Here is a 25,202-nt window from a genome sequence, read left to right on the forward strand (position 1 = left end):
GGGGGCCCCCGCCATTCCCGTTGCGCAACGGCGTTCGCGTCGCCGCACAAAGTTGATAGTACATTCACGCGGGTGGTCCGGGGTTCCAAGGCTTTTTGCCCCCTTACCCTTGCAGATGCTCAAGTCGATCCATTCGGATTCACTACCCCGATTTCACGAAAGTGGACCGGCACTGGATCTATGGGCGCTTAATCCGTGATTGACGGTTCGCACCAATTACGGTTTCATGCCTTGTTTGCTGTCGTCCCCCGCTCCTGCTGTTTGGGTGGGCAAAGAACCGTCCCATAGGAGCAGAAAACGCAGCAATCCCCCTCCGCTGGGCGTAGACGTTCCCCGCAGCTGGGGCATGCCCAGAAGAACTGGCATGCGTCGGTCGGCATCTGAACGGCAGTGGTTGCGCCGCACGACGGGCACGACACAACGGAGTTTAATTCGACGGACATTTCTTGACTCTCCATAGGTTGGTAGAAAATGAGGCTGACGACCCCCGTTGCTTTGGTAACCGGCTAACCGGTGAAAGCGGGGAGGAACCGCACAAAGACCGACCCTGCGACCAGGACGTAGACGATGGCCACGAGCGTTCCAGCCCACTCGGCCGCAAACCTGACCAGAACCTGCGGAGCGGGAATGACACCGTGGATGAGGTTGCGGACCGTGAGCAGGATGAACAACGGGATCATGGCCGCCCAGACCACCATGCAATACAGGCACAGAATATAGATCTCAAAGAGGGCCTGGCTCCAGAGCCAGATGACGAACACCGTCCCCAGGCTCACTCCCGCTTGCAGACCTGCCCAGTACCAGCGCCCCGGCGCTGCTCCGGAGAGCACCACCATGGCGGTGGCCAAGATCAGCGCGAAGGCGACAATGCCAATCAATGGGTTAGGGAAGCCGAACAATTCCGACTGCCAGGTTCCCATGACCCGCCCGCAGGAAACCCACGGGTTCACATCGCAGCTGGTGACGTGGCCCGGGTTCTCATACAGGGCCAGTCGTTCCAAGACGAGGATGGCCGAGGCGGCCCAGCCCACGGCCCCGGTAACCAGCAGCACGAAGCCGAAGGTGCGCGGTCGGGCAAAGCGGGGCACGCGGATCGCTGGGTCACGGGGGCCGGCCGAGGTGCCAGAAGTGGCAGGTGTACTCATGGTGTCTTCTTCCGGATCTGGCGACGGTGGCTAATTGGCGACCGTCGCTGCGACGGCGGCCTTGAACTCATCCAGGCTCTGCACGTTGAGCATCTTTCCGTCGAGGAAGAACGTCGGGGTGCCGGTCACGCCCAGGGCCTTGCCATCGGCGATATCCAGTTTCACGCGTTCCTCGGTGGCCGGGTCGGCGACGGCGGTGTCGTAGGCGGCCATGTCCAGTCCCAGGTCTTCGGCGTAGGTACGGAATAGTGCGCTCTTGTTATCCGCGGATTCGCCCCACTGGGTCTGGGTGTCGAACATCTTCTTGTACATGTCATCATAGGCGTCCTGCTGAGCTGCTGCCTCCACGGCCACAGCGGCGTTCATGGAGTTCAGGTGTCCGGGCAGCGGGAAGTACCGCTGGACGAAGGTGACGTTATCCGAGTGCTCGGCGCGCAGTTCCTCAACGAACGGGTAGGCCGCGCCGCAGGCCTCGCACTCGAAGTCCAGGAACTCCACCAGGACCGCATTCTCGTCCGGAGCCTGGGAAAGTACCCGGCTGTTCTCCCGCACGACCTGCTGTTCGGTGGCGGCGGCGTCGGTGGCGGCGGGAGTCGCGGCCGTGGAATTGTTCTGCGCGACGAAGTAGCCAATGACCGCGGCGATAACGGCGACGGCCAGCAGGATCCAGACGACGATCTTGGTTTTCTTCGGGGCACGGGTCGTCGAAGTGGTGGGGCTGTTCATGTGGTGTTCCGTTCTTTGGCTTGTGTTCCGGCGGGCAGGGCAGGCTACGGGGTGTGGTGGTCGCTGAGAGTAGATGCTTGCATGCTCGTTGAGCGCATCTTCGGCCGGGAAGTCCGGCTCGATTTCGTCCGGGCTGCGCGCAGTCCGTTGAGGATCACGATGACCTCGGCGACCTCGTGGATGAGAACCACGGCCGCGAGGCCGAGCACACCGGTGATGGCCAGGGGCGGCAGGACCACGATGATCAGCAGCGAGAGCACGATGTTCTGGTTCATGATCCGCCGGCCGCGCCTGGCATGGGCGATGGCTTGCGGGATCAGGCGCAGGTCGTGGCCGGTGAACGCGATATCGGCGGATTCGATCGCGGCATCGGAGCCGGTGGCCCCCATCGCGATCCCGACTTCCGCGGCCGCCAGCGCCGGGGCATCGTTGATGCCGTCCCCGATCATCGCCGTGGGCTTTGCCGCATTCAGTTCACCAATGGCTTTCGCCTTGTCCTCGGGACGCAGCTGCGCCCGTACATCCTCGATGCCCGCCTGTGAGGCGAGGGCGCGCGCGGTACGGAGGTTGTCTCCGGTGAGCATGGTGACGCCGAGCTCTGCGGCGGCGAGTGTCCGGATCACCTCGGGCACCTCGAGGCGCAGCTCGTCGCGCACCCCGATGGCTCCAACAACCGCACCATTACGTTGAACGACGGCAACCGTCATGCCCTGTGTTTCAAGGTGCTGCACCTGATCGCTGAGTACACCTGCGCTGAACCGGCGCGGGCTGCCGACTTGCACGTCGCTGCCGTCAACGGTGCCGCCGATGCCGTGCCCGGCTTGCTCGGTGACCCCGGTGGCTGCCGCCGTTCCCGGGGCGGCGTGGGTGATGGCGGCAGCCAGGGGGTGGGTGCTGTGCTGCTCCAGGGCGGCCGCCCAAGCCAGGACCTGCTGTTTGCTGGTTCCTTCGACGGCGAGAACTTCGGTGACGGTGGGCTGGTTGCCGGTCAGCGTGCCGGTCTTGTCCACGGCGAGGTGGCCGATTGTACCGAACCGTTCGAAGGCCGCACCGCTTTTGATGATGACGCCGAACCTGCTGGCCGCTCCGATCGCCGAGACGACGGTAATCGGTACCGCGATGGCCAAGGCGCAGGGGGAAGCGGCGACCAAGACAACTAGGGCGCGGATAATCCACGTTTCCGGATCATCAAGGAGCGAGCCGATCAGCGCGACAAGTGCAGCGAGGATCAGCACTCCGGGAACCAGCGGGCGGGCGATGCGGTCGGCCAGACGGGCGCGTTCGCCCTTTTCGGCCTGTGCCTGTTCGACCAGGTGCACAATGGTCGTCAGGGAGTTGTCGGTGCCCGCCGCAGTGGTTTCGATCTGCAGGACGCCGGAGGTGTTGATCGCCCCGGCGGAAACTTTGTCTCCCGCCTGGACCTCCACGGGGATGGATTCACCGGTAATCGCCGAGGTGTCCAGCGCACTGGCCCCGGTGCGGATGACCCCGTCGGTGGCGATCCGCTCCCCGGGCTTGACGAGCAGCAGCTGGCCGATGCTGAGCTCCCTGGCCTGGATTACGGTCGCGTTGCCGTCAATCAGCACGGTGGCAGTCTCCGGGACAAGTTTCAGCAAGGCCCGCAGGCCATTGCGGGCACGGTCCATGGCCTTGTCTTCCAAGGCTTCGGCGATTGAGTAGAGGAACGCCAACGCGGCGGCTTCCTCGATGTAGCCGAGGATGACGGCGCCGGTGGCGCTCATGGTCATCAGCAGCGCGATGCCGAGCTTGCCCTGGGCCAGCCTGCGGATTGCCCCGGGCACGAATGTCCATGCACCGAGCAGCAGACCGGCCCAGAAAAGCACGAGCGCGGGAATCTCTGCCCCTGACCACTGAGTCACTAGTCCGGCGATAAATGCCACGCCGGAGGCGACCGGGATCATGACTCCGCGATCCCTCCACCACCGGGTGCTGGCCTCGGATTCGGTGAGCTGTTCTTTGGGCTCTTCGTGCGCGCAGCATGCGTCACTCATGCGCTTTCCCCACTCTCGCAGCAACCGGGCACCGGGCACCCTTGGTCCAGGCATTCGGCGCTCTCATCGACCGCCAGGGTCACGTCGATCAATGCGGTCAGGGCGCGGGTCAGGTGCGGGTCGGTGATTTCATAGCGGGTCTGGCGTCCTTCGACTTCCGCCACCACGATGCCGCAATCGCGCAGGCAGGCCAGGTGGTTGGAAACGTTCGAGCGGCTCAAGCCCAAGGTCCGGGACAGTTCGGCCGGGTAGCCCGGCCCCTCCAGCAAAGTCATGAGGATACGCGACCGGGTCGGGTCGGCCATCGCGCGGCCAATCCGGTTCATCACGTCGAGTCGAGAAGTAATGGTCAGCATACAATGATTATACAGCAAGCGATGAACTGTAATAAGTTGATGATGCCAGCGCCAATTTCGAAGAGCTCCTGGCTGAGGCAGGTGGCTCGCTACTCTCTTGAACACCGCCCCGCAGGACATTCGGTTTGAGGGCGCATCAAAAACGATCGTTTTTGAATCATCTACACTACTCAAAGCATCGACTGTTCAAAATTTTTTAATTGCGCTCAATACCTCGTCAAATACGGATTGAATGTTGAAGCTCAGTATAAGCTAATCAATATGATTGACTAAGGCAACTAACAGATCGATGGGTGAAACTTTTGAAAAAAATCACTTCAATTGCTCTCGGCGCTCTTCTGCTAGGTAGCTCGTTGCTGAGCGCGCCAGCTAATGCAGCCCAGATGGAGCCAGAAAATTTCGTAGAAACACAGGCAGTCCCAGCCTATGCTGTCGGGGAAAGTGGAGAACGGTTCTACTTTGACAACATTGAACAGAAGTTAGGGGTCGCGCAACCCGCAGCATACTGGTCACCCTGTGGCGTTTTCGATAAGAACGAAAAGCTCGTCAGAACTTTCAGTAGGCAAACGGTTAAAGGAGTCTCGGGACGTACAGCCTACCTACGTTGTGGCACAAACAAAGTCGTCAAAGGTAAAAATATCGGTTGGGGCTATCGGCATATCAAAGCTGGCCACATGAACGACTGGAACAACCAGGCGGAATCCTTAGGTGCGAACTGGAGGGACTTCGCGGATTGGGCAACAAACGAAGCCTTAAAATGGTCATGCCTAAAGAAATACCAAAGCGGCAATAAAACTATTCGGTACGGTGGGGTTTATGAACTTCGAGATTCCCGTGGGCGGATCATAAAAAAAGTCGGCGTCACGGCATCAGTTTCAGCCACAAATTCCCGTCTCATCACATCTCATCCCGACAGTGTGAACCGAGCTTGCGGTAAATAATCAAGCTTCGCTGGTAAGTTCTAACAAGAAGGGCTATGGCGCATGTGCGCCATAGCCCTTCTCAGTCTTCTGCTTCTATTCTCATACTTGCCCCGTACATGGTTCCCCGTGAACCAGTGAAAGTATGAAGAGCTGCTATCAACTCCGAGAACGCATACTGTTCGCCGCCGGTAAAGCCTCGCGGCATTCTAATCCCGTTCAAACCGGCAAGTTCATTTTCCGTAACCCTCCATTTGACGACCGCCGTGCCATTATCGTCAAAATTGGGATATTCGATATAGATTCCCCACGGAGTTAGGCGAGCTTCATACCCACGTTCGTTCACTAGGTAATCAACATACCTTTGACGCTTAAATGTCTCCATAGAATAATCCTAAGTCCTCCAAGCAAACAATCTAGTTACGGTAGCGAAGATCTCTGATAATGAATTCCGACAGGTTACGATTGCGATGGACCCAAGGATCTTTTTTCGCCACGAACTGTCATTGTTAGAGCTTTCTCACAGTTAGCATCATACGAACCCCAGCAGCGCCAAGGGTTAACTCTGATACCTCCACGTGGTCTTACTCCTTTAAGATGATGTGCCCATGATAGGTGTTCCTCGTGGCCTGGCAAGTGATATTCGCTTATCAGAGGCCATGCACGGGCCACGATCCGCCGTCGAAGGAGAACTCAGGTACCGCAGCTTGTGGCTTGCGTGCGGGAGGTCGTTTGGTTCCTGCTGTCCACGTGGGTGCAGGAAAAGCAGCGCAGCGATTGGGCTTTTGCTGTGCACAGGTGGGCAGGAGGCTTAACCGCGATGCCCTGGTTTCGTCGCGGTTGATTCGGCTTCGGGTAGGGTTTCCATCCAGCAGGTCGCGTTGATCGCGACCTGTAGCGTTGCCAGGGCTTGGGCGACGGCTTGTTTCGTGTCGGGATAGTCCTTGTTCCACGAGTCGGTGCTCATGGTGATGCGTCCGGTAGCGGCGAGGTCTTCCAGCTCGTTGGCCAGGGCTTTGAGATCATCGAAAATCTCTGAGGCGTTGCGAGTCATGGTTGCTGTCCTTCGGTGGTGGGGTACGGAGGAAGATTATCGAACGTGACCGACAAGTGCGGCAGCCACGTCCCGTAGGTCTCCCCTTTCTCGTCCTCCCAGACCACGTGCACTAAGTGCGGGGTGCGGGCGGTGGCCTGTCCGTGAATTTGTGGGGTTCCGGTGGGCGTATGAATGAGAGCGGTTACGGCTTGATGTGGCTGGATGGGGTGGCCTGGGTAGTCTCCGGGCTGTAGCCGCATCACTCGATAGGGTTTGCTCTGGTGAGTGAAAACGTCCCAGGGGTTCGGTACCGGGGGTGAGGTTTGAGCGCGGCGGCCGGGGGAGCTGGCGGCGGAGGCCGCCGCGCGCGATTTCTGCAACCGCTCAGTGTCCGCTTGCAGGTTTCTTTCCCAGATGCTGGGGTCGCTAGTCATAGGTTTTATTGTCCTTGGTGTGCTGGGGATATGGCTAAGTGAGGGGCTTGGTTGCCCCTCATTTAGCCGGTTATTTACTTATCGGGTGTGCTGGCCGATTTCGGTAGCTTCCCGCTGGTGAACAGTCGCCGTTGCAAGTGTGAGAGCCGGTGTTCCGGGTCAATGGCTAGTGCCTGATCCAAGAACTTCATCGCTTCGGTGCCCTGTCCGGCCATCCAGCGAGTCCATCCCAGCGCTGCCAAAACGTTAGGGCGGTCATCGCCGGCCAGGAACTCTAGCGCCTCGTAGAGCATCGCTGCGCCGGCATCGAAGATCTTCCGATCAGCGATCATCGCATCTCCCATGAGCAGCTCGACCAGCTCCTGCTCGGTGCCGGCGGTGCCGGCCAGCGCTGCGGTGGCGGTGTCGCGTCCCATGCGCAGGGCGTAGGTTCCGGCGATCCAGCCGGCCATGTCCTCGGTGACTTTCCCGTGATCGAGGTAGCGGGCGATCTGGTGCATCATGTCGTTGCCGAACTGAAGGGCGATGGCAGTAATACCCCGGGCTTGAATGCTCAGGTAGTCCTCCCCCGCCATCTGCGCGATGCGCTCAGCCTTGGCATCCATGGTGGCCTCGGTGGCTTCCGTGCACTGCGGTGCATCCTCGGCCAGCCGAAGCGATCCGGTGGCCAGCATAGCTTCGAGGGTGAACGGGTTGGTGTAGACCTCGGCGTAATCCACTGCGTCGGTACTGTCCCCGTCGTAGTCCATGATCTGCCCGTTGGTGACCAGAACAGCCTTGGCGATGGGTGCGCCTGCTAAGTCAAGGCGCTGGCTCAGTTCGTCGTACTGGGCGAACGTCATAGCCTTGTCGCCCTCGTAGCTGACCAGAATGGTCGCATCGATCGGCTCGCTAATCGAGGCGAGAATCCGAATCACTGACGAGGCGAACTCCGAAGCTTCGGTCTCAGGGTGTGCGTCGATGCGCAGGGTGGCCAGTACCGAGCTGTTGGCGCAGAGCACCAGCACGACGGAATCGGTGGGGTCAAGGTGCAGGGCTGAGCGCACGAGGCTCGCAATCCCTACCTTGTCATTAATGGTAGCCATGGTGACTGTCTTTCCTTGGTTCTCAACTGAGGCCCGAGCTGGTCTTTCCAGCGTGGGTTCCTATCCCCTGTTGATACTTCAATTCTAGCAGTTTACTATCTTGCTAGCAAGCTAGTTTGCTGTTTTTGTTGAAAGATGTTTGCTATCTTTCAAGCATCCTAGAAAACTTGCTTACCAGGTCAACACAACTTTTACGCCTGATTGCATGGGTTCCCCTTGTTCCGATACATGCCAAAATGCACGCCTGAAAGTTCTGTCAGGGGGTGGGCGCTAGCCCATCGCGTAGCGACGCGCAGCGCCCTTGACTGGGCTTTCAGACGTGCAACAATCGGGCATCGGGGCAAGGAAAACTCCGCTTAGAGAATATCGATCTTATCCGGACGGAATCCTGACCAGTGATCTTGATCGGTGACCACGACAGGGGCTTGCACATATCCCAACGATCGGACATATTCGAGCGCTTCTGCGTTCTGGCTGATGTCGATCGATTCGTACTTGATGCCCTTTTTGTCTAGCGCCCTATAGGTGGCGTTGCACTGGACGCAAGAAGGCTTGCTGTAGACGGTGACAGTCGATTTCATGGCTTTCTTCCTAGTGCTAGGCCTGGGCTTCCAGGGCGGTGATTTCTTGGGGACTGAGCTTGTAGGCAAAACTGCATTGTCCGAATGCTGTCGCTGCTGCGCTGGCTTCTTCCTCCGTGTCATAGAATCCGAGAATTTCCGTGACTGGGCAGTTCAGCACGACATAAGGGGCAACGGTAGTCATTGGTGACCTGCTTTCAGGGGCGTGGTGCCCCGCCTTTCGGCGGGGCGGTTGGCTAGTCGTTGGGTAGTCCGCGATATTTTTCGGGTAGCTTCTCGAATTGCTCGGGGACTCCTTCAGGGCCGTCGCTCTGTCCGGTCTTCCAGAAGAAGTGCGCGTCGCGGTCTATGGCTTCCTTGCACGCTTCCAAGTTGTCGAAATACTTGGTGGTGGTGTCGCCTTCAACGTAGAGGCCGTATCCGAAGTGGCGCTGTCCGCTGGCATCCTGGGCTTGTCGGGCGAAACCGATGATGTAGGGCCATGCGCCGAAGTCGTAGCCTTCACCTCCCCACTGCGAGATGACCGTCCAGCCTGCTTTTTCGGCGGTTTCGATGTAGTCGTAGCCGTCTCCTGCGCAGTCATCGAGTGGCAACTGCGGGCCGGCGAATTCGATGCTAGTCATTGTGACTGCCTTTCCTTGGTTCTCAACTGAGGCCCGAGCTGGTCTTTCCAGCGTGGGTTCCTATCCCCTGTTGATACTTCGATTCTACCAGATTGCTATCTTGCTAGCAAGCTAGTTTGCTGTTTTTATTGAAAGATTTTTGCTATCTTTCAAGCATTCTAGAAAACTTGCTTACCAGGTCAACGCAACTTTTACGCGTGATTGCATGGGTTCCCCTTGTTCCGATACATGCCAAAATGCACGCCTGAAAGTTCTGTCAGGGGTGGGCGCTAGCCCATCGCGTAGCGACGCGCAGCGCCCTTGACTGGGCTTTCAGACGTGCAACAATCGGGCATCGGGGCAAGGAAACCGGTACCAGGTTTCGGGTACCAAAAGGCGAACCCGACCGCATAGGAAGGCGGTCGGGTTCGGTTTGCTTCCAAGGAAAGGAAGTGAATCTATTGTCTCATGGGCGGCTTAAGCACGCTTCTCGAGGAATTCTTGGAGAGCTTGCGCCACGAGAACCTGCTGTTTGATGTCGTTAGCCGCAGCGTAGAGCTTGATCTGAGTATGCAGCTCTTTTGGTATCCGCACGTTGAGCGGCTTCATCTCCGGCTCATTTGATTCTGGGGTCCTGAAGCTCTCGCTCACCGAGGCAGTCTTCTCGGTTGAAGTTTTCACAGCTGGCTTCATCTTGTCTTTAAGGCTGCTCATGACAGTGCCTCCATTAGTTCCTTGGCCACTTCTTCATAGCCCATCAGGTCGGTGGGAATTTCGCCTGGAATAGTCTTGAATGCCTGGCGGTGCTTGATTCGGGTGCCGAACAGGGCTAGATCGCTGCCTTCCAGGAACTCTAAGCTATCCCTGAGTGCGACAGTTTGTTCGTTGACCTTGGTGAAAAGGGCAATCCGCGCGGTGTCGGCCGGCAAGTTTGCGTTCGTGGCGACCAGTCGTCGTAGATCCATGACCGCTGGCTCTGTTGGCATGATGACCACATCAGCAATCTTGATTGCAGCATCGATAGTTGCCGGATCTCCTGGGGGAGTGTCGATGATGACGAAATCCGTGGTGCTCTTGCCGGCAAGCCGCTTCAGTTTGGCGATGTTCACTATCTCGACCGGGAACGGCAGTGGGGTGCCAGCCTCCTGAGCGTCTTCAGCCCATTCAGTGGCAGAACCCTGCATGTCGGTATCCCAGAGCTCGACAGTGAAGCCCAGGGCAATTAGCGCACAAGCGAGATAGATGGCACTGGTCGTTTTGCCTACGCCGCCTTTGGTTTGCACGAGTGCAATGGTTGTTGCCATTTTCGCCTCCTAATCATTTGCACACAAGATATTTTGCATGCAATAACGCAAAATTGCAAGCTAGCTTGCAAGTATTCTACCGAATTCTAGCGTACTAGTTTGCTAGCATTCTTGCAACCTATTTTTCAAAATAGCTAGCAAGATTTTTGTATGCGGATCTATCTGTCGGAGCGGGGGAGTAGCCTTGGCGCGTTATTTCTGACGAATTTGTTGAGGTGCGTTTTACGGCGGCCGGTGTGCCGTGGAGGATTAGGCGCGGCGGCCGTGTCTGGCAGGTCGTGGGCGAGCCGGGCCGTCATTTTGAGCGGGTGAACTGGTGGGAAGACCACTCGTTCAGAATTAAGAAGGGGGCTGCTGATCCTATTGATTTTGCGGTGTGGCGGGTGCAGGTGCGGTTAGGCTCTAATCCCCGCTCGGATCTGCTGACATGGGATCTGGTGGAGCATCCTCGGGATGGTTCCTGGGCTGTGCGAGACGTGGAGTAGATGCGCGAAAAAGGGGGGGGCTTGCGGCCGGCCCTTTTTGGTGTGCTGATTAGATGAAGATATTGAGTATGAGCGCAATAAGCACGATGGGGACTGCGCTGTATCCCAGGATTGTGAGTGTTCGGTTTTCGGTCGTGGTTTTGTAGCCCTGGAAGTGCGCTGTCTGCCAAATATTACGCATTAAGCAGGCTACAGCCATGATCACCGCTGCTAGTGCGATTCCGAAAAGTACTGTGAGCGATCCTGAGATGATCACGCCCAGGATCAACAGGACGGGGATCAGTGGCGCTGCGAAAAGGAGGGGGCGTTGTTCGCGCATTTTTAGCGCTGCTTCGTCTGCTGCGTAAGGGGTCATTGCTTCTCCTTCGGGCATATGGCAAGTCTAGGTGTATTGTCGGACAGTTTGGGCTTCGCTGTTTTCTGGTGAGTGGTGCCTGGTCAGAGATCCGTGCACATGTCATGCTCGCGTGTCGTGTGCTAACTCGAGTACTAAACGTGTGGCTTGTGTGCGGTCGGTCGTTTGGTTCCTGCTGTCCATCATGTGTGCGAGAAAAGCCGCTTGCGGTTGAGCTTTTGTCGTGCCCATGTGGGCAGGAGGCTAGGAACATGCCCCGGTTCGGCGTGCGGCGGCTAGGGCGGCGCGTGCGGTTGCGGCGCCTCGGGAAGCGGTGGTGCGCAGTTGCGGGCGCTGCGCGGCTTGCTGGGCGCGGCGTTCGGCGGCGGCTCGTGCGGCGGCGCGCGCGTGGCTGCTGGCGGCTGTGGCTCGCTGGGATCGGCTGAGCATGATTTCTCCGGTGGCGGTGCGCCATTGGTTCATGCGGTGCAGGATCGCTGCGCGCAAGATCCGGCAGTAGTCGATGTAGGACTGGGTTTCACGGTTGTGCTGGGGGAGTGCTCCCCAGGCTTCTTTGCCGTGCAGGCCTGGTGTGGTGCGCCATTCGAGGGCGTGCTGGATGTCTGAGATTGTCCATCCGTTGGAGAAGAAGGCTTTGAACATGTTGAGCACGTTTTTCTTGGAAAAACGGGCAAAATCTGGCATCCGACGCAAGATTTCAGCGGCAGCCGATAGCCCCTGTCCTCTAGAGCTGATCGTTCTGTGAGCTGGCCACAGTTCGACTGGTCGATCATCGCTGTGGTGAGTTCGCACGGCGGAGCCGTGCCCAAAAAGTTTTTCAGTGCCGCGTAGCGGCTCATTGTGAGTGTTTTTCTCGCGCGTGCGCGTGTAGGAACTTACTTCGTAAGTGGTTAACCCCCCTACGGGGAGGGGTTCTAAGTTATTTCCACAGGCGGTGTGACTTGGGGTTACTAGGTTGGGGCTCTTGGTTGTGGTGTCGGGTGTGTCTTGGGGGCGTAGTCCGAGGCCGGCGGGGCGGCAGATGACGTAGACGGGGGCTTCGTTGGTTGCTGTTTGGCCGGCTTTGGCGGCGTATTCCGCGGAGCGTCCAGATGCGACGATGCCGATGATGCCCCAGGTGCGTAGGTCGTAGAGGACGTTTCCGACGGTGGCGCGGCTGATGCGTGCTTTGTCGGCGATGGTGTTCCAGGTGATGCGCGCGGTCATGGTGTCGTGGTCGGTGTAGCGCAGGAGGACCCAGAGGACGGCGAGGGTGTTGCGTTGGCGGTCGGCTCGTTTGGCGAGGTGTTCGTCGATGGAGCGTGTGGCGCGCCAGGCTTGGGCGGTGTGGTCGACTTTTCGACTACCAATGGGGATGGCCCAGTTGATGGCACGGTCGGAGGTTTCTTGGGCGCGGGAGACGCGGCGTATGCGGACCGGGGCTAGGGTCTGGTTGTGCTTGGTGGCGAACGCTTCTTTGGAGGCGTTGAACTGGGTTTTCCCCTTGGGGGTGAAGTGGTCCGGGGTGTCTGCTTTGAGGAAGGGTTTGTGCCCTTTGGTGACGTGTTTTTGGATCGCTGCGATGCGCCCGTTGCACGGTCGGGTGTCCCAATGAGGCCTTTTTGTGGTCTGAATCGCGTTGTTTCGGCGTGTTTCAGTGGCTTGGGTGCTTGATTGGGCGCGCGGAGGCGCTACTATAGACATACAACGTCTTTCCTGTAAGAGGGTAAAGAAGAGGGAGCGTCTGGCTTGGTAACCGGAAGCTTCGTGGTAAATCACGATCTGTAGTAACTTTGGCGAGAGACATAGATCGGATTCAGAATTTCAGCCCCGCGCAATGCGCGGGCTTTTCTGTTTAAGGCTTGTCGATAGGCAATTTTCCTTCGTCATCCTTTTGAGGGGCCCAAGAAGGTAGGCCGCGCTCATCAAGTTCAATATTCTCGATCATTAGATCGAACATTGCTGCGCCGGACAGCCCAGCCTTGGCTGCCAAGTCAGTGAAGAAATCTTTGTTCTCTCGCTGTACTTTCCAGCCCAACGCTATAGGGTCGTTTACAGACCCTCGGGGTCGTCGTGGGGAGCTCATAGCTCAACAATACGAGATAGCGACATCATTAAGATATGTGCGACACGGCTTAATTTTTTAAAGATTCCGTTTGTTTCCTCGTCAGTTTTAGCTGTCCCGGGATACATGTCTGCGATGGGCCGCATCGAGAGACCAGGCAGGTAAGCCACCGGAATGCAAAGGTTCTGGGCGACCTCGACAGCGAGGGCTCAGATGGTGGCTGGCTGGTCCACGAAAACCAGGAGGGTGCCTTTGGCACTGAGATCCTGGTAGACCGAGACGAGTTTAGCTTCGTCGTCGACCTTGTTCCAGACTTTGGTGCCGACCTTAATGACGGCACAGACCCAGTGGTCGGTTTTCCCTACGTCTAGCCCGAGGAAGTTGTCGATGTCCATGGTGATCATGACTAGTGCTCCTTTGAACTAGTTTCGATCCAAAGTCGACCAACCGCAGGCAGCAAAGTCTTACTTCCACGTTATGACAGGCGTCCATTTAGGTGCCGCGCCCCTATTCAGCAATCACCTTGCTGCCATCCCAATCTCGGTGGCAACACCCCCCCGGACTATTGGATAAGCAGGGCAGGACACCATGTCGAGATTGCTCGGCCGACAGTCCCTATAATCCTCTTTTTAGGGGCTATCAATAAGATAACGGGCTGCAGTTGGGCCGGCCACAGGTCGGTCCGGGTGGAGCTCGAATGACTGCGTTCCGGGGCGTCTGACGACTCCTGGAAGAACGCCGATTCATATTCCCAACCACCACCCCTTAAGGACAAGAGCCGCCCCATGACTGCACTCCTGACCCGAGCCGAATACCTTTCCGCGCAGACCACCGCGACTTCGGCACCGAACACTGCTCACCGGAACTACTACAGCCATTTCGTGACCTCGCAGACCTTGCGCGCCGAGTTCGAAACTGCTTTGGAATTGAGACCCTTACCGCAGCTTTGGCCAAGGATCGGCACCTCAACACCATCCTTTGGATGCCTCGGATCGCTTGACCTGGCGACCGTCATCCGGGAACACTGCGCAGCCTTTGCGTAGAACTGCTCGCGGCCATGCAGATAGACCGTTCATCGCTACGCTGCCCATCGATCGCGCGGCCACTGAGGCAACCAGTGAAACAGTCACCCTCGCTGTACTGGTGCGCATCGCCAAGCAAGCCTCCCGCCAGTTGGTGGAAAACTAAGAGCAGGTCCTTCTCAATGCAACGCTCACCAGTTGGCATATGACCTTCGCCGCTAGCGCTGGGGGCTTGGGGTAGGCAGATTTCGGCGGCTCGACCCCTTAGTGAAACTCCTAACATGGATTCATGACGCCACAAATAAGGCTCTGATTCGCAGTCGAGGTTAAGCCCAAACATATGGGTCGCTCTTCGCGCTAGTGTGCGTGTACAAGACAGGGTCTGCAAGCTGCCCAGGGCTGCTTCTTCCCCTTCGAACGCATGGAACTTTCACCATCTAGATTAACTACAAATAAAGTGAAAGAATAGATGTAATCTACACAGATAGAAGGAAATCATCACATGCAACTCGCAAAGGCACTCTGCTCCATTGCGCTTTCTGGAGTCCTCGTTATTTCGACTGGTGTTGCCGCTCAAGCGGCTAAAAAAGACATGAGCGAAGCCGATCTCGAAAAAACTCTGACCCTAATCCAGAAGGTCACACCACATGACAGCCGTGGAGACTACCTGCGAAACCAGACGCCACAAAGGCTCTCGACATCCCTGTCAGAAAAAAGGTCGAGCATCAGCTCAATAACTGAATCTGCGTCATCGGCCCGTAGTTTCAGTTCAGAGCGTTCATCCCAAGGCCGAACCACCATCAATTCGGACCCCGACGTCCCTTTGGTTTACGAGCCTGAAGGGACCGATAATGCCGTTGGCATCAATCTGCCATCCGACCTTGATCTAAACGACGGCGTAAAACTTGATTCCGCCGTGGCATTTCAAGATGCCAAGTCCGGAGTAGTCGTTACTGCCGAAAGCGTGGAAGGCGGAGCGCGCATCCACACCGTCCTGGAAGACGCTGATTCCCCTCATTCCTTCTCCTATGCATTAGACCTTCCGTCCGGGACTTCTCATCATCAGTATGACGACGGCTCGATCGTTTTCACCGACGCCAACGGTGAGGTTGTTTCGATGGTCGCCCCTGCGTGGGCAAAAGACGCTACCGGAAAATCGGTACCAACTCAGATTTCCTTTGAGGATGGTGCGCTGACCCAGATCGTATCTCCAAAAAAGGTCAAGAGCGTGACCTACCCGATTGTTGCCGACCCGTACATGGGGCGGGCGCTTTTCGGTAGCTTTAACACCTCAAAACGCTGGAATAGCCAAGTGGTCTACTCAGGCACAAAAACAAAATGGGGCCAAGACATCCACAACGGTTCAGCTGGAGACGAAGCCGGCTGGGTCGGCGGCGTAATTGCAGGTCAAGGCATCATGCGCAACGAAGGCTGGGCCGAATGGAAGAAGCGTTTCGGCTCAACCACAATGACCAACAAGGCCACGCTCTATCAGCAATACAGCTGTCACGTCCTTGGAGGTTTCTATAACTGGGCCGATGACTGGAACCTGGAGCGGGCCCGGTCGAATAACTCGGGCTGGGGTTGGAATGCAGCGTTCCACCGTTGCAACTGGTAACAGCCACGCATAAAGTAAGAGCGACTTGAAGCCCCTTGGGCACCAAGTCGCTCTTACTTTGTTTGAATCTAACGTACCCGCAAGGCCAAGTTGGACTGAATGCGCGGCGCGAACCATAGCGCGGCCAAACTTGCAACAACAACCACAAGGCCTGCGATCAACAGGATGGATCCGCCAGCCGCCGGAGGGCATCCCATTGATGAATCCTCTTCAACGCACCTTGCCCATGGCTGGAACACAGCCAGAACAACAGCGCTCACGCCGAATCCCAGTAAAACAAGGAGGCCGATTACCAGGGCGGCCAGTGACATGGGTTCACGCTTCCGCATCGTGGCTCCTTTCGAGTCTTGCTTGTAGCGATACATATAATTTATGCATCTGGTGAAAATTGTACCTTCCCACATGTATGTTTTAGTAGCTTTCAGGGCTGTCGGAGGAGTAGGCGACAGCTCCTGTTGGGCCTTTAGAGCCAGGTTCCTGCCCAACATCTCCTCGAACTCGACCAGAACCAAACACCTAACAGCGCCCGACTTCGCCCGAGACTGCACCTCATGCTCAGCACCACAACACGTCTACCGACTCCAATGACAGCAATTCGCTGCACCACTCGGGGTTTGGAGAAGATTCGCCCGGAAATTCACGCTAAGGCATTCGCGACCTGTTGCATGGGTTCCATGGTGGTTGATTTTCTAAGTGATGAGCAGACCGGGGCGTCGGCAGATTCCCAGACGAGGTATCCACAGAGGACCTTGAACGTTCTGTTGGTTGGACGATGCCGACTTTTGGAACTGGAAGGCCTGTTGCGCGTTGGGGAGGGGGCACACGGTTGACCGCGTGGGAAAGTCTGCGGACCGGGCCGACGAGGGTATCGGTGCCGGAAATGTTGCGGCAGTTGGAGCGGCTGGGTCGCTTGCGGGCACTGGGCGCCGGATCAGTTGATGTGGAGATGATCCCCGAGGGCCGGATGAATGCCCTGGCCTGTTACGGGTTGGTGGGCAAGGCCTCTCCGATTCGAGGGCTGTCGGGGCAGCGCCGGGGCGCGACACTGTTTTGTGCCGTGCGCGTCTTGACGTCGGAGGTCGCTGATGATTTGTGTGATGCCCTGGAAGCGATCGTCACCGAACGCATTCTGCGCAAGGCAACCAGAAAATCCATTGCCGCGCGATTGAAGTCCCTACCCCGTTTGCCCAAGCCCTCGCTGCAGTTGGCGAAGGCCGCGAAAACGCTGGTCGAAGTTCTGGGCAATACGGAATATGCCGGTGCCGAGGCCTCCTTGGTGCTGGCCTTTCAGGTGTCCTTGCCCGAGCTACGCGCTGCGCTGGAGGTGGTGAACGAGGTTGTAAATCCTGAGGGTGCTGAGGCTGACACCGCAGCCGAGATGATGCGGCGGTTCGCCACCGTGCGCTCTTTCCTGCCGGCGTTGGCCGTGGCGGCGCCTTTCGCCGCCACTGCGGGCGGTACACCAACGTTGGCGGCGCTGACAGCACTGCCAAAGATCCTGGACGGCCGTAAGAAGGACTTGGCCGAGGTTGATTTGTCGGTGCTCTCTCCGACGTGGCAGCGCCTTGTCACGGTTTCGGACGGGATCGACCGCAAGGCCTACACGGAGGCGGTGATGGAGGCCGTCCATAAGGCGCTGCAGCGCAGGGACATCTTCGTGATGGGTGGGCGTAGCTGGGGCCCCCGGGCACGGTTGCTGACCAATCCGGCCTGGCAAGCCACCCAAAAAAAGACCTTGAGGGCACTGCAGCTACCCGAAGAGCCAACCGACCACCTTGAGACCGTCCGTCACCGCTTGGACGCCCATTACCGTGCGGCGGCCGAGCAGGTGACCGACAATCCCGCGGTGCGCATTGACGGGGGCCACCGGCACCACGAACCGCATCCCGTCGACGGACGCCAGTAGGCCTGGACCCCAGCGTTGCGCGAGCCCAAGACCCGCTACAAGGGAGAGTTCGAGCATTTTCTGGGTGAATAGTCCGAGCCGGTCCAGGGTGGTGATCACGAGAGTTCCATCTGGATGCAGGGCATGCGCTTCATCCCACCCAGGAACGTTCGGCGGATGCTCCGGACTGGCCGTGGGCAATGTAGAGGTCATCGCGGCGGATGCTGGCGGTGAGGAGGTCTTTAATTTGCCGGTCAACGTCCTGAGCTTTGGTGGATACGCGGACGCAGCCGATCAGTTTGGGCATTGGCCCTTCGCAGGTGTCTCGCAACTAATGGTGCAGACATGATTCTACGTCTTTAGTTGCGAAAAATAATTGCAAGACTCTTGGACCGTTGAGTTTGCGCAGATTTTTGATTGGGGGAGTGTGGGGCGGCGAGACGTCTTGCAACTTTTGAGTTGCAAGACTTTACTTTACTGTATTAGTAGCTCAAGCTTCTCGGATACCGATGAATCATCGAATTCATATTCCATGAAATATCGGAATGCAGCAACCAGTGGCATTCTCGCAGAGTGGACTATTTTAGGGAAGTGTGGGACAGCAGCACATGCCCTATAACAACTTTTCCCCCGCTCGATGTATCGGAAATTGGTAGCATTCATTTAACCAATCCAAGACATAGATAAATTTTTCATCCGAAATGAATTCATTCTTCGCCCACGCAGGTGTGTCTTAGATAGCGCTTACCTAATCTCAGGTACTTTATTTTCAGGACCGTTGTGAAAGCGTTCCTTGCTCACTCACGCAAATCCGTGAAAAGCATTTATTCAACGAGGAGAACCATGTCTGCAGGGACGAATAGTAAAAAAGCGTTACGGACGCTTTTCAGTAAACAAATCGTCATGACGGTCACCGCAAGCCTTCTTTTTACTGGGTTGGTTGCATATCCAGCAGCGGCAGATGAACCAGGCATCATAACGGAAGCTGAGATCGAGCAAGATGCCTACATTTCATCGGCGACCAGCGAGGATAGCGCACCAATCGCTCTAGGAGAAAAAGTCGAAGGCCTGCATGTACCTTTGTCTGCCTCTGAAGCAATACAGATCGATGGAGAAAATGGCAGGTCCGGCGTGCAAATCGGGATTCCTGCGGAGGGCCATGGAGAACAGCTACCCAATGGTTCTATCATCTACGACGCAGAATCTCCTCAAGCGAAAGTTGTTGTTGACAATGTCCCTGTTAGGGTCGAAGGCATTGAAGCAACATCCGTTCGACAGCTGATTACAATTGGTGGTCCGGAAGCTGATACGCGATACGAATTCCCAGTCGATCTCCCTGAAGGTGGGCGATTATTAGAAACATCGGATGGGACGGTTACAGCGGTTGATGGTGCGGGATCTGAGCTCGGTGTCTTTGCGCCGGCTTGGGCTGTAGATGCTGATGGTAAATCAGTCCCCACTCGATATGAAGTTTCTGATGACACCTTAATTCAGATAGTGGAGCACCAAGGCGCTGCTTATCCAGTAACCGCAGACCCATGGTGGTTTGTATTAATTCCTGTGGCCAATGGCGTGGCGAGAATATCGGTGAAAGCCGCATCAAAAAAGGCTGCCCAAGAAGCAGCGCGCAAGGTCGCTATCAAGCAAGGATTCAAGCCTAAGGTTTCCGCAGGAAGTCTGGAAGCCTACAAGGGTTCGTTCATTGCTGCCAAGGGATTTACTTTAAGGAAAGGTGCAAAATTCTCAAAAAGCCACTCATACAACTCGTTCGCTGCATTCAAAAGAGCAAATGGCAACGCCAAGAGTGGTTACGAATGGCATCACATAATCGAACAAAACATGGTGAAAAACACCAAGGGAAGAATTCCAACTTGGGTTGTCCAGAACAAGCAAAACCTTGTTCAGATACCTAAGAACATACATAAAAAATGCATCACCCCCCTCATGGGGACAACCATCAAGAAGCTTTCGAAAGATCAACTCGCAAGGTTGGGGCTTTCTAATCTCTCCTCCACATCCAAATCCATGGTTCTCAGGAATTACTTGGCAAAGCACTACAGTGAACGAAATGCGCATGCCTTGGGTATGGAACTCATGAGTATTTGTGGAGTCAAGGTTGGGTAGGTACAGTCACAAGATGGAAACACATACTCGACCGCGGGGTCCTAATGACTGATGAACTGCCGGATCCCTATCTGTACTTGCATGACCCCGAAGAATACCTGTCCTTGGTTCAGGCAAAATTCCCCAGCGTCCAGATTGAACCTAAGGTTTCTCTTGGACTTGGCGTCATGGAGTTCAATAACCCAAAGAGAATGCGCAAGGAACTGGATAAGGAACCTACACGGTTTGGGGCCTCCTGGTTCGGCGGTCAACCCTTTGAGAATGGCCGGGAATGGCCGAGAAGTTCCGACGGGATACCGCTCACGCATATTGCCCAAGTCGACCTCGGATACGAATCCATGAACGTGGGAGATCCTGGATTCGTGCCCACAGGTCTTCCGAACGAAGGCATCATCCAGTTCTTCCACGACACGCAGAACATGGGCGAACCCGAAGACGTGGAAGACCTTCTGAATCCGCCTTGGGCGATTCGGTACTTCGTGCCCGAAAATGACGAGGTCGAAACCTTCGCATTCATGGAACCTTCTGGTGATGCAGCCCTCTCGATTCCGTTGATGCCGCTGGACATTGACGGGTTCATGAATCTCAAGGATCAGTTCAGTGTCGATTTCAGATCCGAGGAAGAAGCTGATCTCTATGCGGATTTCGTAGAGCTTACCGAGTTCGAGATCTACAACAGGTTGTTAAGGTTCGAAGCTCGGCTTCCGGATCATCGCCCGGAGCATCCAGATTTCATCCCGGATGAACGCATCAGCAGGATGTCAGGCTGGAGTGCGTGTGAAATCCGTGAGGAGTACAACGGGCAGCTGGCCACGTTGTTGCCGCTCACGGATGCGTCGGATGAACATGTTTTGCTTTTCGAGATCAATCCAAGGACTTTCCCGACACCTGGTTGGTTCCACGAGCGGCCGGTTCAGGTATGGATCCGCCGGACAGATCTAGACGCGAGGAATTTCGATCATGTGTGGTGCCTGATCCGCACTGACGCGTAGCCGGTAACCCCTGCACGACTTAGGAAGCGCATCGAGACCTGTAACGCTAGGTCGTGATGCGCTTTCTGTCGTTGACGGACGTCGGCGTAGTGGACAAGTCTAGTTACTGTCCGGAATGATCTGTGCTTATGCGGAACGGACGGTTCAATAGTCGGTTGGCAGCTAATCTTTCGACGCATAGTTTGTGGCACTGAGTTTTGCGACGAAAGAACCGTGGAAATCTGTTGAGTTCTCAACTGTCAGAAATTTTCACCCTGGGTGACTGCTCACTGTGTCGAAAACGAACGTTTCAGACAGTCCGTTGATACATCTTGAAGCTCTTCGATTTCGAAATGAATTTCCTGCGTTGCAGGCATGGAAGCGGAAAATCATACCGGAGGTATGCTCGAAGAAGTTAGACGGCACGTATCTGAGAAGCAACGCCCGAAAGGCGCGTGTATAGAATCACGATCCTATCGACTGACTTCGGGTAGCTTTATACAATGACTGATTCATCACCAAAGGCACTGGACCGCGTTAACTTTGGACGTATAGATGCCGAAAAAGACCAAAACCTACTCGACTACTTCGTCTCGGTTGGCGCGGCAGGAAAAGCATTAACAGGAAAATATCTCGTCCTAGGACGCAAAGGATCCGGTAAAAGTGCACTTTTTAGGTATGTGGCATCAAATGCAAAAGGCACTGTTGTTGAACTCGACCTTAAAGATTACGTATTCACTGCTCATAAAGCGCTTCGTGATGATGCTGTGGTGGACGCTTTTAAATACGCTGAATCTTGGCGGTTCGCGTTCATCATTGCTATGTTCAGCGAGGGATATTCCTCTATGCCACTTCGTCTCAGGTGGCGCGGTAGACGCTTGATACGAAAGTTAGGAGCAGGCCCAGATAAGGCCCCCCTACGAGCTATTTTTGGATGGCTTGCTCGGGTTCGAGAAATCAAACTTCCTTCTATCGGCGGGGTTGTTGATTTCGGTGGTTACAGTGTTGACCCGAAAACTGCTAAGCCATTTGAAGCAACGACCCGTCAGCTGATCGATCAGTTGCAGGAAGTACTTGTAAAAGCCGTTAAAATCAGACCGATTACAGTTCTGGTGGATCGACTTGACGATGCTTGGGACGGTTCTGAAGATTCGCTCAAGCTCATCGGCGGGGCTGCAAGAGCCGCGCGGCAACTCGCAGATGACTTACAGCAAGACGGGACAGCCCCCGCAATTGTGTTCTTACGCACAGACCTTTGGGAACGAATAGGTTTTAACGACAAGAATAAGTTTACCCAAGATACGGTCACTCTAGATTGGAATAACAACGATCTAGCGCAAGTTATCGAGGAACGAATCCGTAAGACTGCGGGTACACCTGAAGGGCTTGGTTGGGAAACGATATTCACCCCGGAAAAAATGCGACAAGGAACAAGCGCGCAGAACTATCTTCTGAAACGAGTTATGGGTCGACCTAGAGATATAGTCGCGTTCGCGATTTTCGCCCTCGAGGTTGCGAGTGCTAATGGACATTCTCGGATTGAAAAAGAGGATATATACACAGCCGAAGCTAGATACAGCGAGCACATTCTCGATGAATTGCGGGATGAGATTTCAGAACATGTCGAAGATATGGAAGCCGTGGTGAACTCGCTGAAGGCGTTAGAACGCAGAAAAACTTCATTGGACGCGTGGGACGAAGCCGCAATTAGGCACGGAATTAACCGATCTTCTCTGACAAAAGTTCGAGATCTTCTGTTCGAAGCCTCAGCAGTGGGCGTCCTTCGGGCCAATCAGAAAACTGCATATCGTTTCAACGATCGCTCTCTCAAAATCGAAGAAACGGGCAATCTGAGCGTGCATCCAGCGCTCTTGAAGGAACTTGGAATCCTAGATGCCTAGCAACTATATATAGTGGGAACCCACCGAATTTGTTCTAAGAAATCAACTTAGAACCTCCCAGGGGCGTCACAGCATCAAGGACGGGGTGTAGGCGAGCTAGCCTTTTTCGTATCAGATCTAGGCAGCAATGTTCTGCAGGGTAGGGCAAGTTTTCGGGCGAAATTATTCCCACAGTGCGGGGCAAATAGAACATTTTTTCAGGTTAACCATCGGCCATCTTCCGCGATCGATCTAGGTTGTCCTTCTCACGCATACTTGCGAAATGTGCAATACCCGGGAATTAACTAGAACGTTAACGCATACATTTTCACTGAAGTGTTGTGGCCCCTTGGGATGAGGGGTGACACCAACTTGATGGATACGACTACTCATAAACCTCAGCCAAGCCAGAGTTGGGGATCAATGCGAGGCGTTACCCGAAAGTTCGTTATGTGCGGTGAAGACTAATAAAGCATTTAGTGCTTTACATAACGTGCATTATCGGCTCGGGTGTCAAGCACTCGAGAGGTACGATTCAATTGCGCACCTGGTAGGTTTCCTGGGCTTGAAACGGGGCAGCGTTGAATCTGATCCGCAGGACTGTCAATGCACGATCATCGGCAATAAGACTAGTCAGTTCGATTCATTGACGCGGTGCGATCAATCGCGGGCTAGGGCGCACTTCAATGGCTCAGCCTTCCGATACCCTCGACGGATCACCACACAGCAAATTCTCGATCAAGGTACTCGTACGCCTTGAGCGTTCTGCGTTCCTAGATCCGCCAGTGGAAGGTAGTTATTCCGGCCGATCCTGGTCCAGGTCAGCAGTCTTTCGCTCGCGAATCTATAAATTCATGGTCGGATATTTAGGTCCGGATTGTGTGCCCAGGTAAGTGCAAGAGTTAGATCGATTCCATCAGTGAATCGCACCAGCCTTCCGAAATAAGGACAACTGAACCGTGCTTAGGCAGAATCTCCACACCGACATGTTCAAGATTGACGGCCCCACGACAACGGCTCTTGGAGTTCTTCACGCGACTATTTTGTCCCGTTTTTGGCGGGCGCATAGTTGAAGATAGCCCACGGCCAGGCATGTTGCATAGACCTTTACGCAAGGTGAATTTTTATATAAAACTCGTGACTTTAATGAATTAGTATGTAAGGATTCTGTTGTAAATCTAGTCCGATAAGGAAAGATTCCGACGACCAACGGAGCAAAAAGGATGAAAAACCCATTTCTGAAATCCGCCACTGCGATTTCAATCGTTGCGGCAATGAGCTTCGGCGGAGCAGCCGGCGCACAAGCAGCAGCAGTACCACCGAGCCACTCAACTGCATCTTCAACTACCAGCACCATCGCACCCAGCTCACAGCGTGCAGCACAGACGGGAACCGTTGCCCCGGCACCACTGTCCTCGACAGAACGCAACAACACCAACGGAACCAAATCCGTCCAAACTAATGTGGGCACCCCTGCTGCAGTGCCAATCGCCATTCGCCTGGCCGTCAAAGCAGGCATGCAGGTACTCAAGCGGACCAACGTCAAATGGTACAACGCCATTAGAACTCAGCTAAACAAGGGCCGCACCGTATTCGTGAACTGGTGGAACACCAAAGTTCCTAAACCGATCAAAACGATTGTCTATGGCGCCACAGGAGGCGTCGGGGTCAACGCACTCTACGACACGCTGCTCTGGGTAGTCGGGCTCAATTAGCCCTCTAAAAAATCCTGACACCCAGTCGATTCCAGGTCAAGCATCGACAAATCGACTTAAAACACAACAACAAGAGAGCAGGAGAACTATCGATGAAAAAAGCCACAAAATCACTGGTGACGATTTCAATCATTGCGGCAATGAGCTTCGGCGGAGCAGCCGGCGCACAAGCAGCAGCAGTACCACCGAGCCACTCAACTGCATCTTCAACTACCAGCACCATCGCACCCAGCTCACAGCGTGCAGCACAGACGGGAACCGTTGCCCCGGCACCACTGTCCTCGACAGAACGCAACAACACCAACGGAACCAAATCCGTCCAAACTAATGTGGGCACCCCTGCTGCAGTGCCAATCGCCATTCGCCTGGCCGTCAAAGCAGGCATGCAGGTACTCAAGCGGACCAACGTCAAATGGTACAACGCCATTAGAACTCAGCTAAACAAGGGCCGCACCGTATTCGTGAACTGGTGGAACACCAAAGTTCCCGCGAAGATAAAGAACGTTGTCTATGCAACGACAGGAGGCCTGGGAGGCAACGCCCTATACGACACGCTGCTCTGGGTAGTCGGGCTCTAATCAACCTCAAGGCTCGACGTCCAGTCGATTCCAGGTCAAGCATCGACAAATCGACTTAAAACACAACAACAAGAGAGCAGGAGAACTATCGATGAAAAAAGCCACAAAATCACTGGTGACGATTTCAATCATTGCGGCAATGAGCTTCGGCGGAGCAGCCGGCGCACAAGCAGCAGCAGTACCACCGAGCCACTCAACTGCATCTTCAACTACCAGCACCATCGCACCCAGCTCACAGCGTGCAGCACAGACGGGAACCGTTGCCCCGGCACCACTGTCCTCGACAGAACGCAACAACACCAACGGAACCAAATCCGTCCAAAC

At 55.6% G+C, this 25,202-nt stretch carries 27 protein-coding genes and 1 pseudogene; 9 read left to right on the forward strand and 19 right to left on the reverse strand.

Translation table 11 applies throughout. The features are described 5' to 3' along the window. Positions 1 to 224: 224 nt before the first annotated feature. The 5 genes from ACNPM8_RS00240 to cmtR are packed head-to-tail and all read right to left on the reverse strand — an operon-like array spanning position 225 to position 4,239. Positions 225 to 458 carry a GDCCVxC domain-containing (seleno)protein gene (locus ACNPM8_RS00240; RefSeq protein ID WP_448938997.1) on the reverse strand — a complete coding sequence of 78 codons (234 nt, stop codon included), beginning with the start codon at positions 456 to 458 and terminating at the stop codon, positions 225 to 227. A 48-nt stretch (positions 459 to 506) separates the two neighbouring features. Further along, entirely contained in the window at positions 507 to 1,145 is a 639-nt protein-coding gene (locus ACNPM8_RS00245; protein WP_448938998.1) for a vitamin K epoxide reductase family protein, read from the reverse strand. A 30-nt stretch (positions 1,146 to 1,175) separates the two neighbouring features. Beyond that, positions 1,176 to 1,871, reverse strand: a complete 696-nt coding sequence (locus tag ACNPM8_RS00250) for a DsbA family protein (protein WP_448938999.1) — start codon at positions 1,869 to 1,871, stop codon at positions 1,176 to 1,178. Positions 1,872 to 1,915: 44 nt separating this feature from the next. Continuing rightward, the gene (locus tag ACNPM8_RS00255) at positions 1,916 to 3,883 is read right to left on the reverse strand and encodes a heavy metal translocating P-type ATPase (RefSeq protein ID WP_448939000.1); all 1,968 of its coding nucleotides are present in this window, start codon (positions 3,881 to 3,883) and stop codon (positions 1,916 to 1,918) included. Then, on the reverse strand, positions 3,880 to 4,239 hold the full coding sequence (cmtR, locus tag ACNPM8_RS00260) for a Cd(II)/Pb(II)-sensing metalloregulatory transcriptional regulator CmtR (RefSeq protein ID WP_448939001.1): 360 nt from the start codon (positions 4,237 to 4,239) through the stop codon (positions 3,880 to 3,882). The genes ACNPM8_RS00255 and cmtR overlap by 4 nt, the downstream gene beginning before the upstream one ends. Before the next feature lie 293 nt (positions 4,240 to 4,532). On the opposite strand from cmtR, the gene ACNPM8_RS00265 reads away from it, so the two are divergent. Continuing rightward, positions 4,533 to 5,180, forward strand: coding sequence for a hypothetical protein (locus tag ACNPM8_RS00265; RefSeq protein ID WP_096257432.1), 648 nt, complete (start codon positions 4,533 to 4,535; stop codon positions 5,178 to 5,180). 61 nt (positions 5,181 to 5,241) lie between these two features. Here the strand turns inward: ACNPM8_RS00265 and ACNPM8_RS00270 are convergent, their stop codons facing one another. The 12 genes and pseudogenes from ACNPM8_RS00270 to ACNPM8_RS00325 all read right to left on the reverse strand — a co-directional run. Then, positions 5,242 to 5,544 carry a hypothetical protein gene (locus ACNPM8_RS00270; RefSeq protein WP_013350251.1) on the reverse strand — a complete coding sequence of 101 codons (303 nt, stop codon included), beginning with the start codon at positions 5,542 to 5,544 and terminating at the stop codon, positions 5,242 to 5,244. A gap of 426 nt (positions 5,545 to 5,970) precedes the next feature. Next, positions 5,971 to 6,213 (reverse strand): hypothetical protein, encoded by a 243-nt coding sequence (locus tag ACNPM8_RS00275; RefSeq protein WP_013350250.1) that lies wholly within the window; start codon positions 6,211 to 6,213, stop codon positions 5,971 to 5,973. Positions 6,214 to 6,703: 490 nt separating this feature from the next. Next, positions 6,704 to 7,714, reverse strand: a complete 1,011-nt coding sequence (locus ACNPM8_RS00280) for a DUF4192 family protein (RefSeq protein WP_448939002.1) — start codon at positions 7,712 to 7,714, stop codon at positions 6,704 to 6,706. Between the two features lie 356 nt (positions 7,715 to 8,070). After that, positions 8,071 to 8,295, reverse strand: coding sequence for a glutaredoxin-like protein NrdH (gene nrdH / locus ACNPM8_RS00285; protein ID WP_443461054.1), 225 nt, complete (start codon positions 8,293 to 8,295; stop codon positions 8,071 to 8,073). Between the two features lie 16 nt (positions 8,296 to 8,311). After that, a complete protein-coding gene (locus ACNPM8_RS00290; RefSeq protein ID WP_443461053.1) occupies positions 8,312 to 8,479 on the reverse strand; it encodes a hypothetical protein in 168 nt (55 codons plus the stop codon). A 52-nt stretch (positions 8,480 to 8,531) separates the two neighbouring features. Then, positions 8,532 to 8,918 carry a hypothetical protein gene (locus ACNPM8_RS00295; protein ID WP_128471551.1) on the reverse strand — a complete coding sequence of 129 codons (387 nt, stop codon included), beginning with the start codon at positions 8,916 to 8,918 and terminating at the stop codon, positions 8,532 to 8,534. Positions 8,919 to 9,374: 456 nt separating this feature from the next. After that, positions 9,375 to 9,611 carry a toxin-antitoxin system HicB family antitoxin gene (locus tag ACNPM8_RS00300; RefSeq protein ID WP_448939003.1) on the reverse strand — a complete coding sequence of 79 codons (237 nt, stop codon included), beginning with the start codon at positions 9,609 to 9,611 and terminating at the stop codon, positions 9,375 to 9,377. Then, a complete protein-coding gene (locus ACNPM8_RS00305) occupies positions 9,608 to 10,201 on the reverse strand; it encodes an AAA family ATPase (RefSeq protein WP_448939004.1) in 594 nt (197 codons plus the stop codon). Before ACNPM8_RS00305 ends, ACNPM8_RS00300 begins: the two co-directional genes overlap by 4 nt. 534 nt (positions 10,202 to 10,735) lie before the next feature. After that, positions 10,736 to 11,059: a hypothetical protein gene (locus tag ACNPM8_RS00310; RefSeq protein ID WP_448939005.1), complete on the reverse strand. Its 324-nt coding sequence runs from the start codon at positions 11,057 to 11,059 to the stop codon at positions 10,736 to 10,738. 225 nt (positions 11,060 to 11,284) lie between these two features. Next, positions 11,285 to 12,724 carry a hypothetical protein gene (locus ACNPM8_RS00315; protein WP_448939006.1) on the reverse strand — a complete coding sequence of 480 codons (1,440 nt, stop codon included), beginning with the start codon at positions 12,722 to 12,724 and terminating at the stop codon, positions 11,285 to 11,287. Between the two features lie 151 nt (positions 12,725 to 12,875). Then, on the reverse strand, positions 12,876 to 13,058 hold the full coding sequence (locus ACNPM8_RS00320) for a hypothetical protein (RefSeq protein ID WP_321171380.1): 183 nt from the start codon (positions 13,056 to 13,058) through the stop codon (positions 12,876 to 12,878). 92 nt (positions 13,059 to 13,150) lie between these two features. Beyond that, a pseudogene (locus ACNPM8_RS00325) lies at positions 13,151 to 13,489 on the reverse strand (IS110 family transposase); the annotation flags it as partial. A gap of 381 nt (positions 13,490 to 13,870) precedes the next feature. Between ACNPM8_RS00325 and ACNPM8_RS00330 the strand changes: the two are divergent. The 3 genes from ACNPM8_RS00330 (at position 13,871) to ACNPM8_RS00340 (ending at position 17,631) form a co-directional block, all read left to right on the forward strand. Beyond that, a complete protein-coding gene (locus tag ACNPM8_RS00330; protein ID WP_448939007.1) occupies positions 13,871 to 14,128 on the forward strand; it encodes a hypothetical protein in 258 nt (85 codons plus the stop codon). Positions 14,129 to 14,609: 481 nt separating this feature from the next. Then, positions 14,610 to 15,725 (forward strand): hypothetical protein, encoded by a 1,116-nt coding sequence (locus ACNPM8_RS00335; RefSeq protein ID WP_448939008.1) that lies wholly within the window; start codon positions 14,610 to 14,612, stop codon positions 15,723 to 15,725. 871 nt (positions 15,726 to 16,596) lie between these two features. Beyond that, positions 16,597 to 17,631 (forward strand): hypothetical protein, encoded by a 1,035-nt coding sequence (locus tag ACNPM8_RS00340; protein ID WP_448939009.1) that lies wholly within the window; start codon positions 16,597 to 16,599, stop codon positions 17,629 to 17,631. 130 nt (positions 17,632 to 17,761) lie between these two features. Here the strand turns inward: ACNPM8_RS00340 and ACNPM8_RS00345 are convergent, their stop codons facing one another. Beyond that, the gene (locus tag ACNPM8_RS00345; protein ID WP_448939010.1) at positions 17,762 to 17,917 is read right to left on the reverse strand and encodes a recombinase family protein; all 156 of its coding nucleotides are present in this window, start codon (positions 17,915 to 17,917) and stop codon (positions 17,762 to 17,764) included. A 536-nt stretch (positions 17,918 to 18,453) separates the two neighbouring features. Between ACNPM8_RS00345 and ACNPM8_RS00350 the strand changes: the two genes are divergently transcribed. The 5 genes from ACNPM8_RS00350 to ACNPM8_RS00370 all read left to right on the forward strand — a co-directional run bounded on the left by ACNPM8_RS00350 (position 18,454) and on the right by ACNPM8_RS00370 (position 24,878). Beyond that, the gene (locus ACNPM8_RS00350) at positions 18,454 to 19,734 is read left to right on the forward strand and encodes a hypothetical protein (protein WP_448939011.1); all 1,281 of its coding nucleotides are present in this window, start codon (positions 18,454 to 18,456) and stop codon (positions 19,732 to 19,734) included. 44 nt (positions 19,735 to 19,778) lie between these two features. After that, positions 19,779 to 20,726: a DUF1963 domain-containing protein gene (locus ACNPM8_RS00355; protein WP_448939012.1), complete on the forward strand. Its 948-nt coding sequence runs from the start codon at positions 19,779 to 19,781 to the stop codon at positions 20,724 to 20,726. Positions 20,727 to 21,208: 482 nt separating this feature from the next. Further along, positions 21,209 to 22,606, forward strand: coding sequence for a P-loop ATPase, Sll1717 family (locus ACNPM8_RS00360; RefSeq protein ID WP_448939013.1), 1,398 nt, complete (start codon positions 21,209 to 21,211; stop codon positions 22,604 to 22,606). Positions 22,607 to 23,808: 1,202 nt separating this feature from the next. Beyond that, a complete protein-coding gene (locus ACNPM8_RS00365; protein ID WP_448939014.1) occupies positions 23,809 to 24,300 on the forward strand; it encodes a hypothetical protein in 492 nt (163 codons plus the stop codon). 92 nt (positions 24,301 to 24,392) lie between these two features. Continuing rightward, positions 24,393 to 24,878 (forward strand): hypothetical protein, encoded by a 486-nt coding sequence (locus ACNPM8_RS00370; protein ID WP_448939015.1) that lies wholly within the window; start codon positions 24,393 to 24,395, stop codon positions 24,876 to 24,878. A 6-nt stretch (positions 24,879 to 24,884) separates the two neighbouring features. On the opposite strand, the gene ACNPM8_RS00375 is transcribed toward ACNPM8_RS00370, so the two are convergent. Beyond that, positions 24,885 to 25,202 (reverse strand): hypothetical protein (locus tag ACNPM8_RS00375; RefSeq protein WP_448939016.1); only part of this gene is annotated, 318 nt, incomplete at its 5' end.

This window comes from Glutamicibacter sp. AGC46, assembly GCF_053543715.1.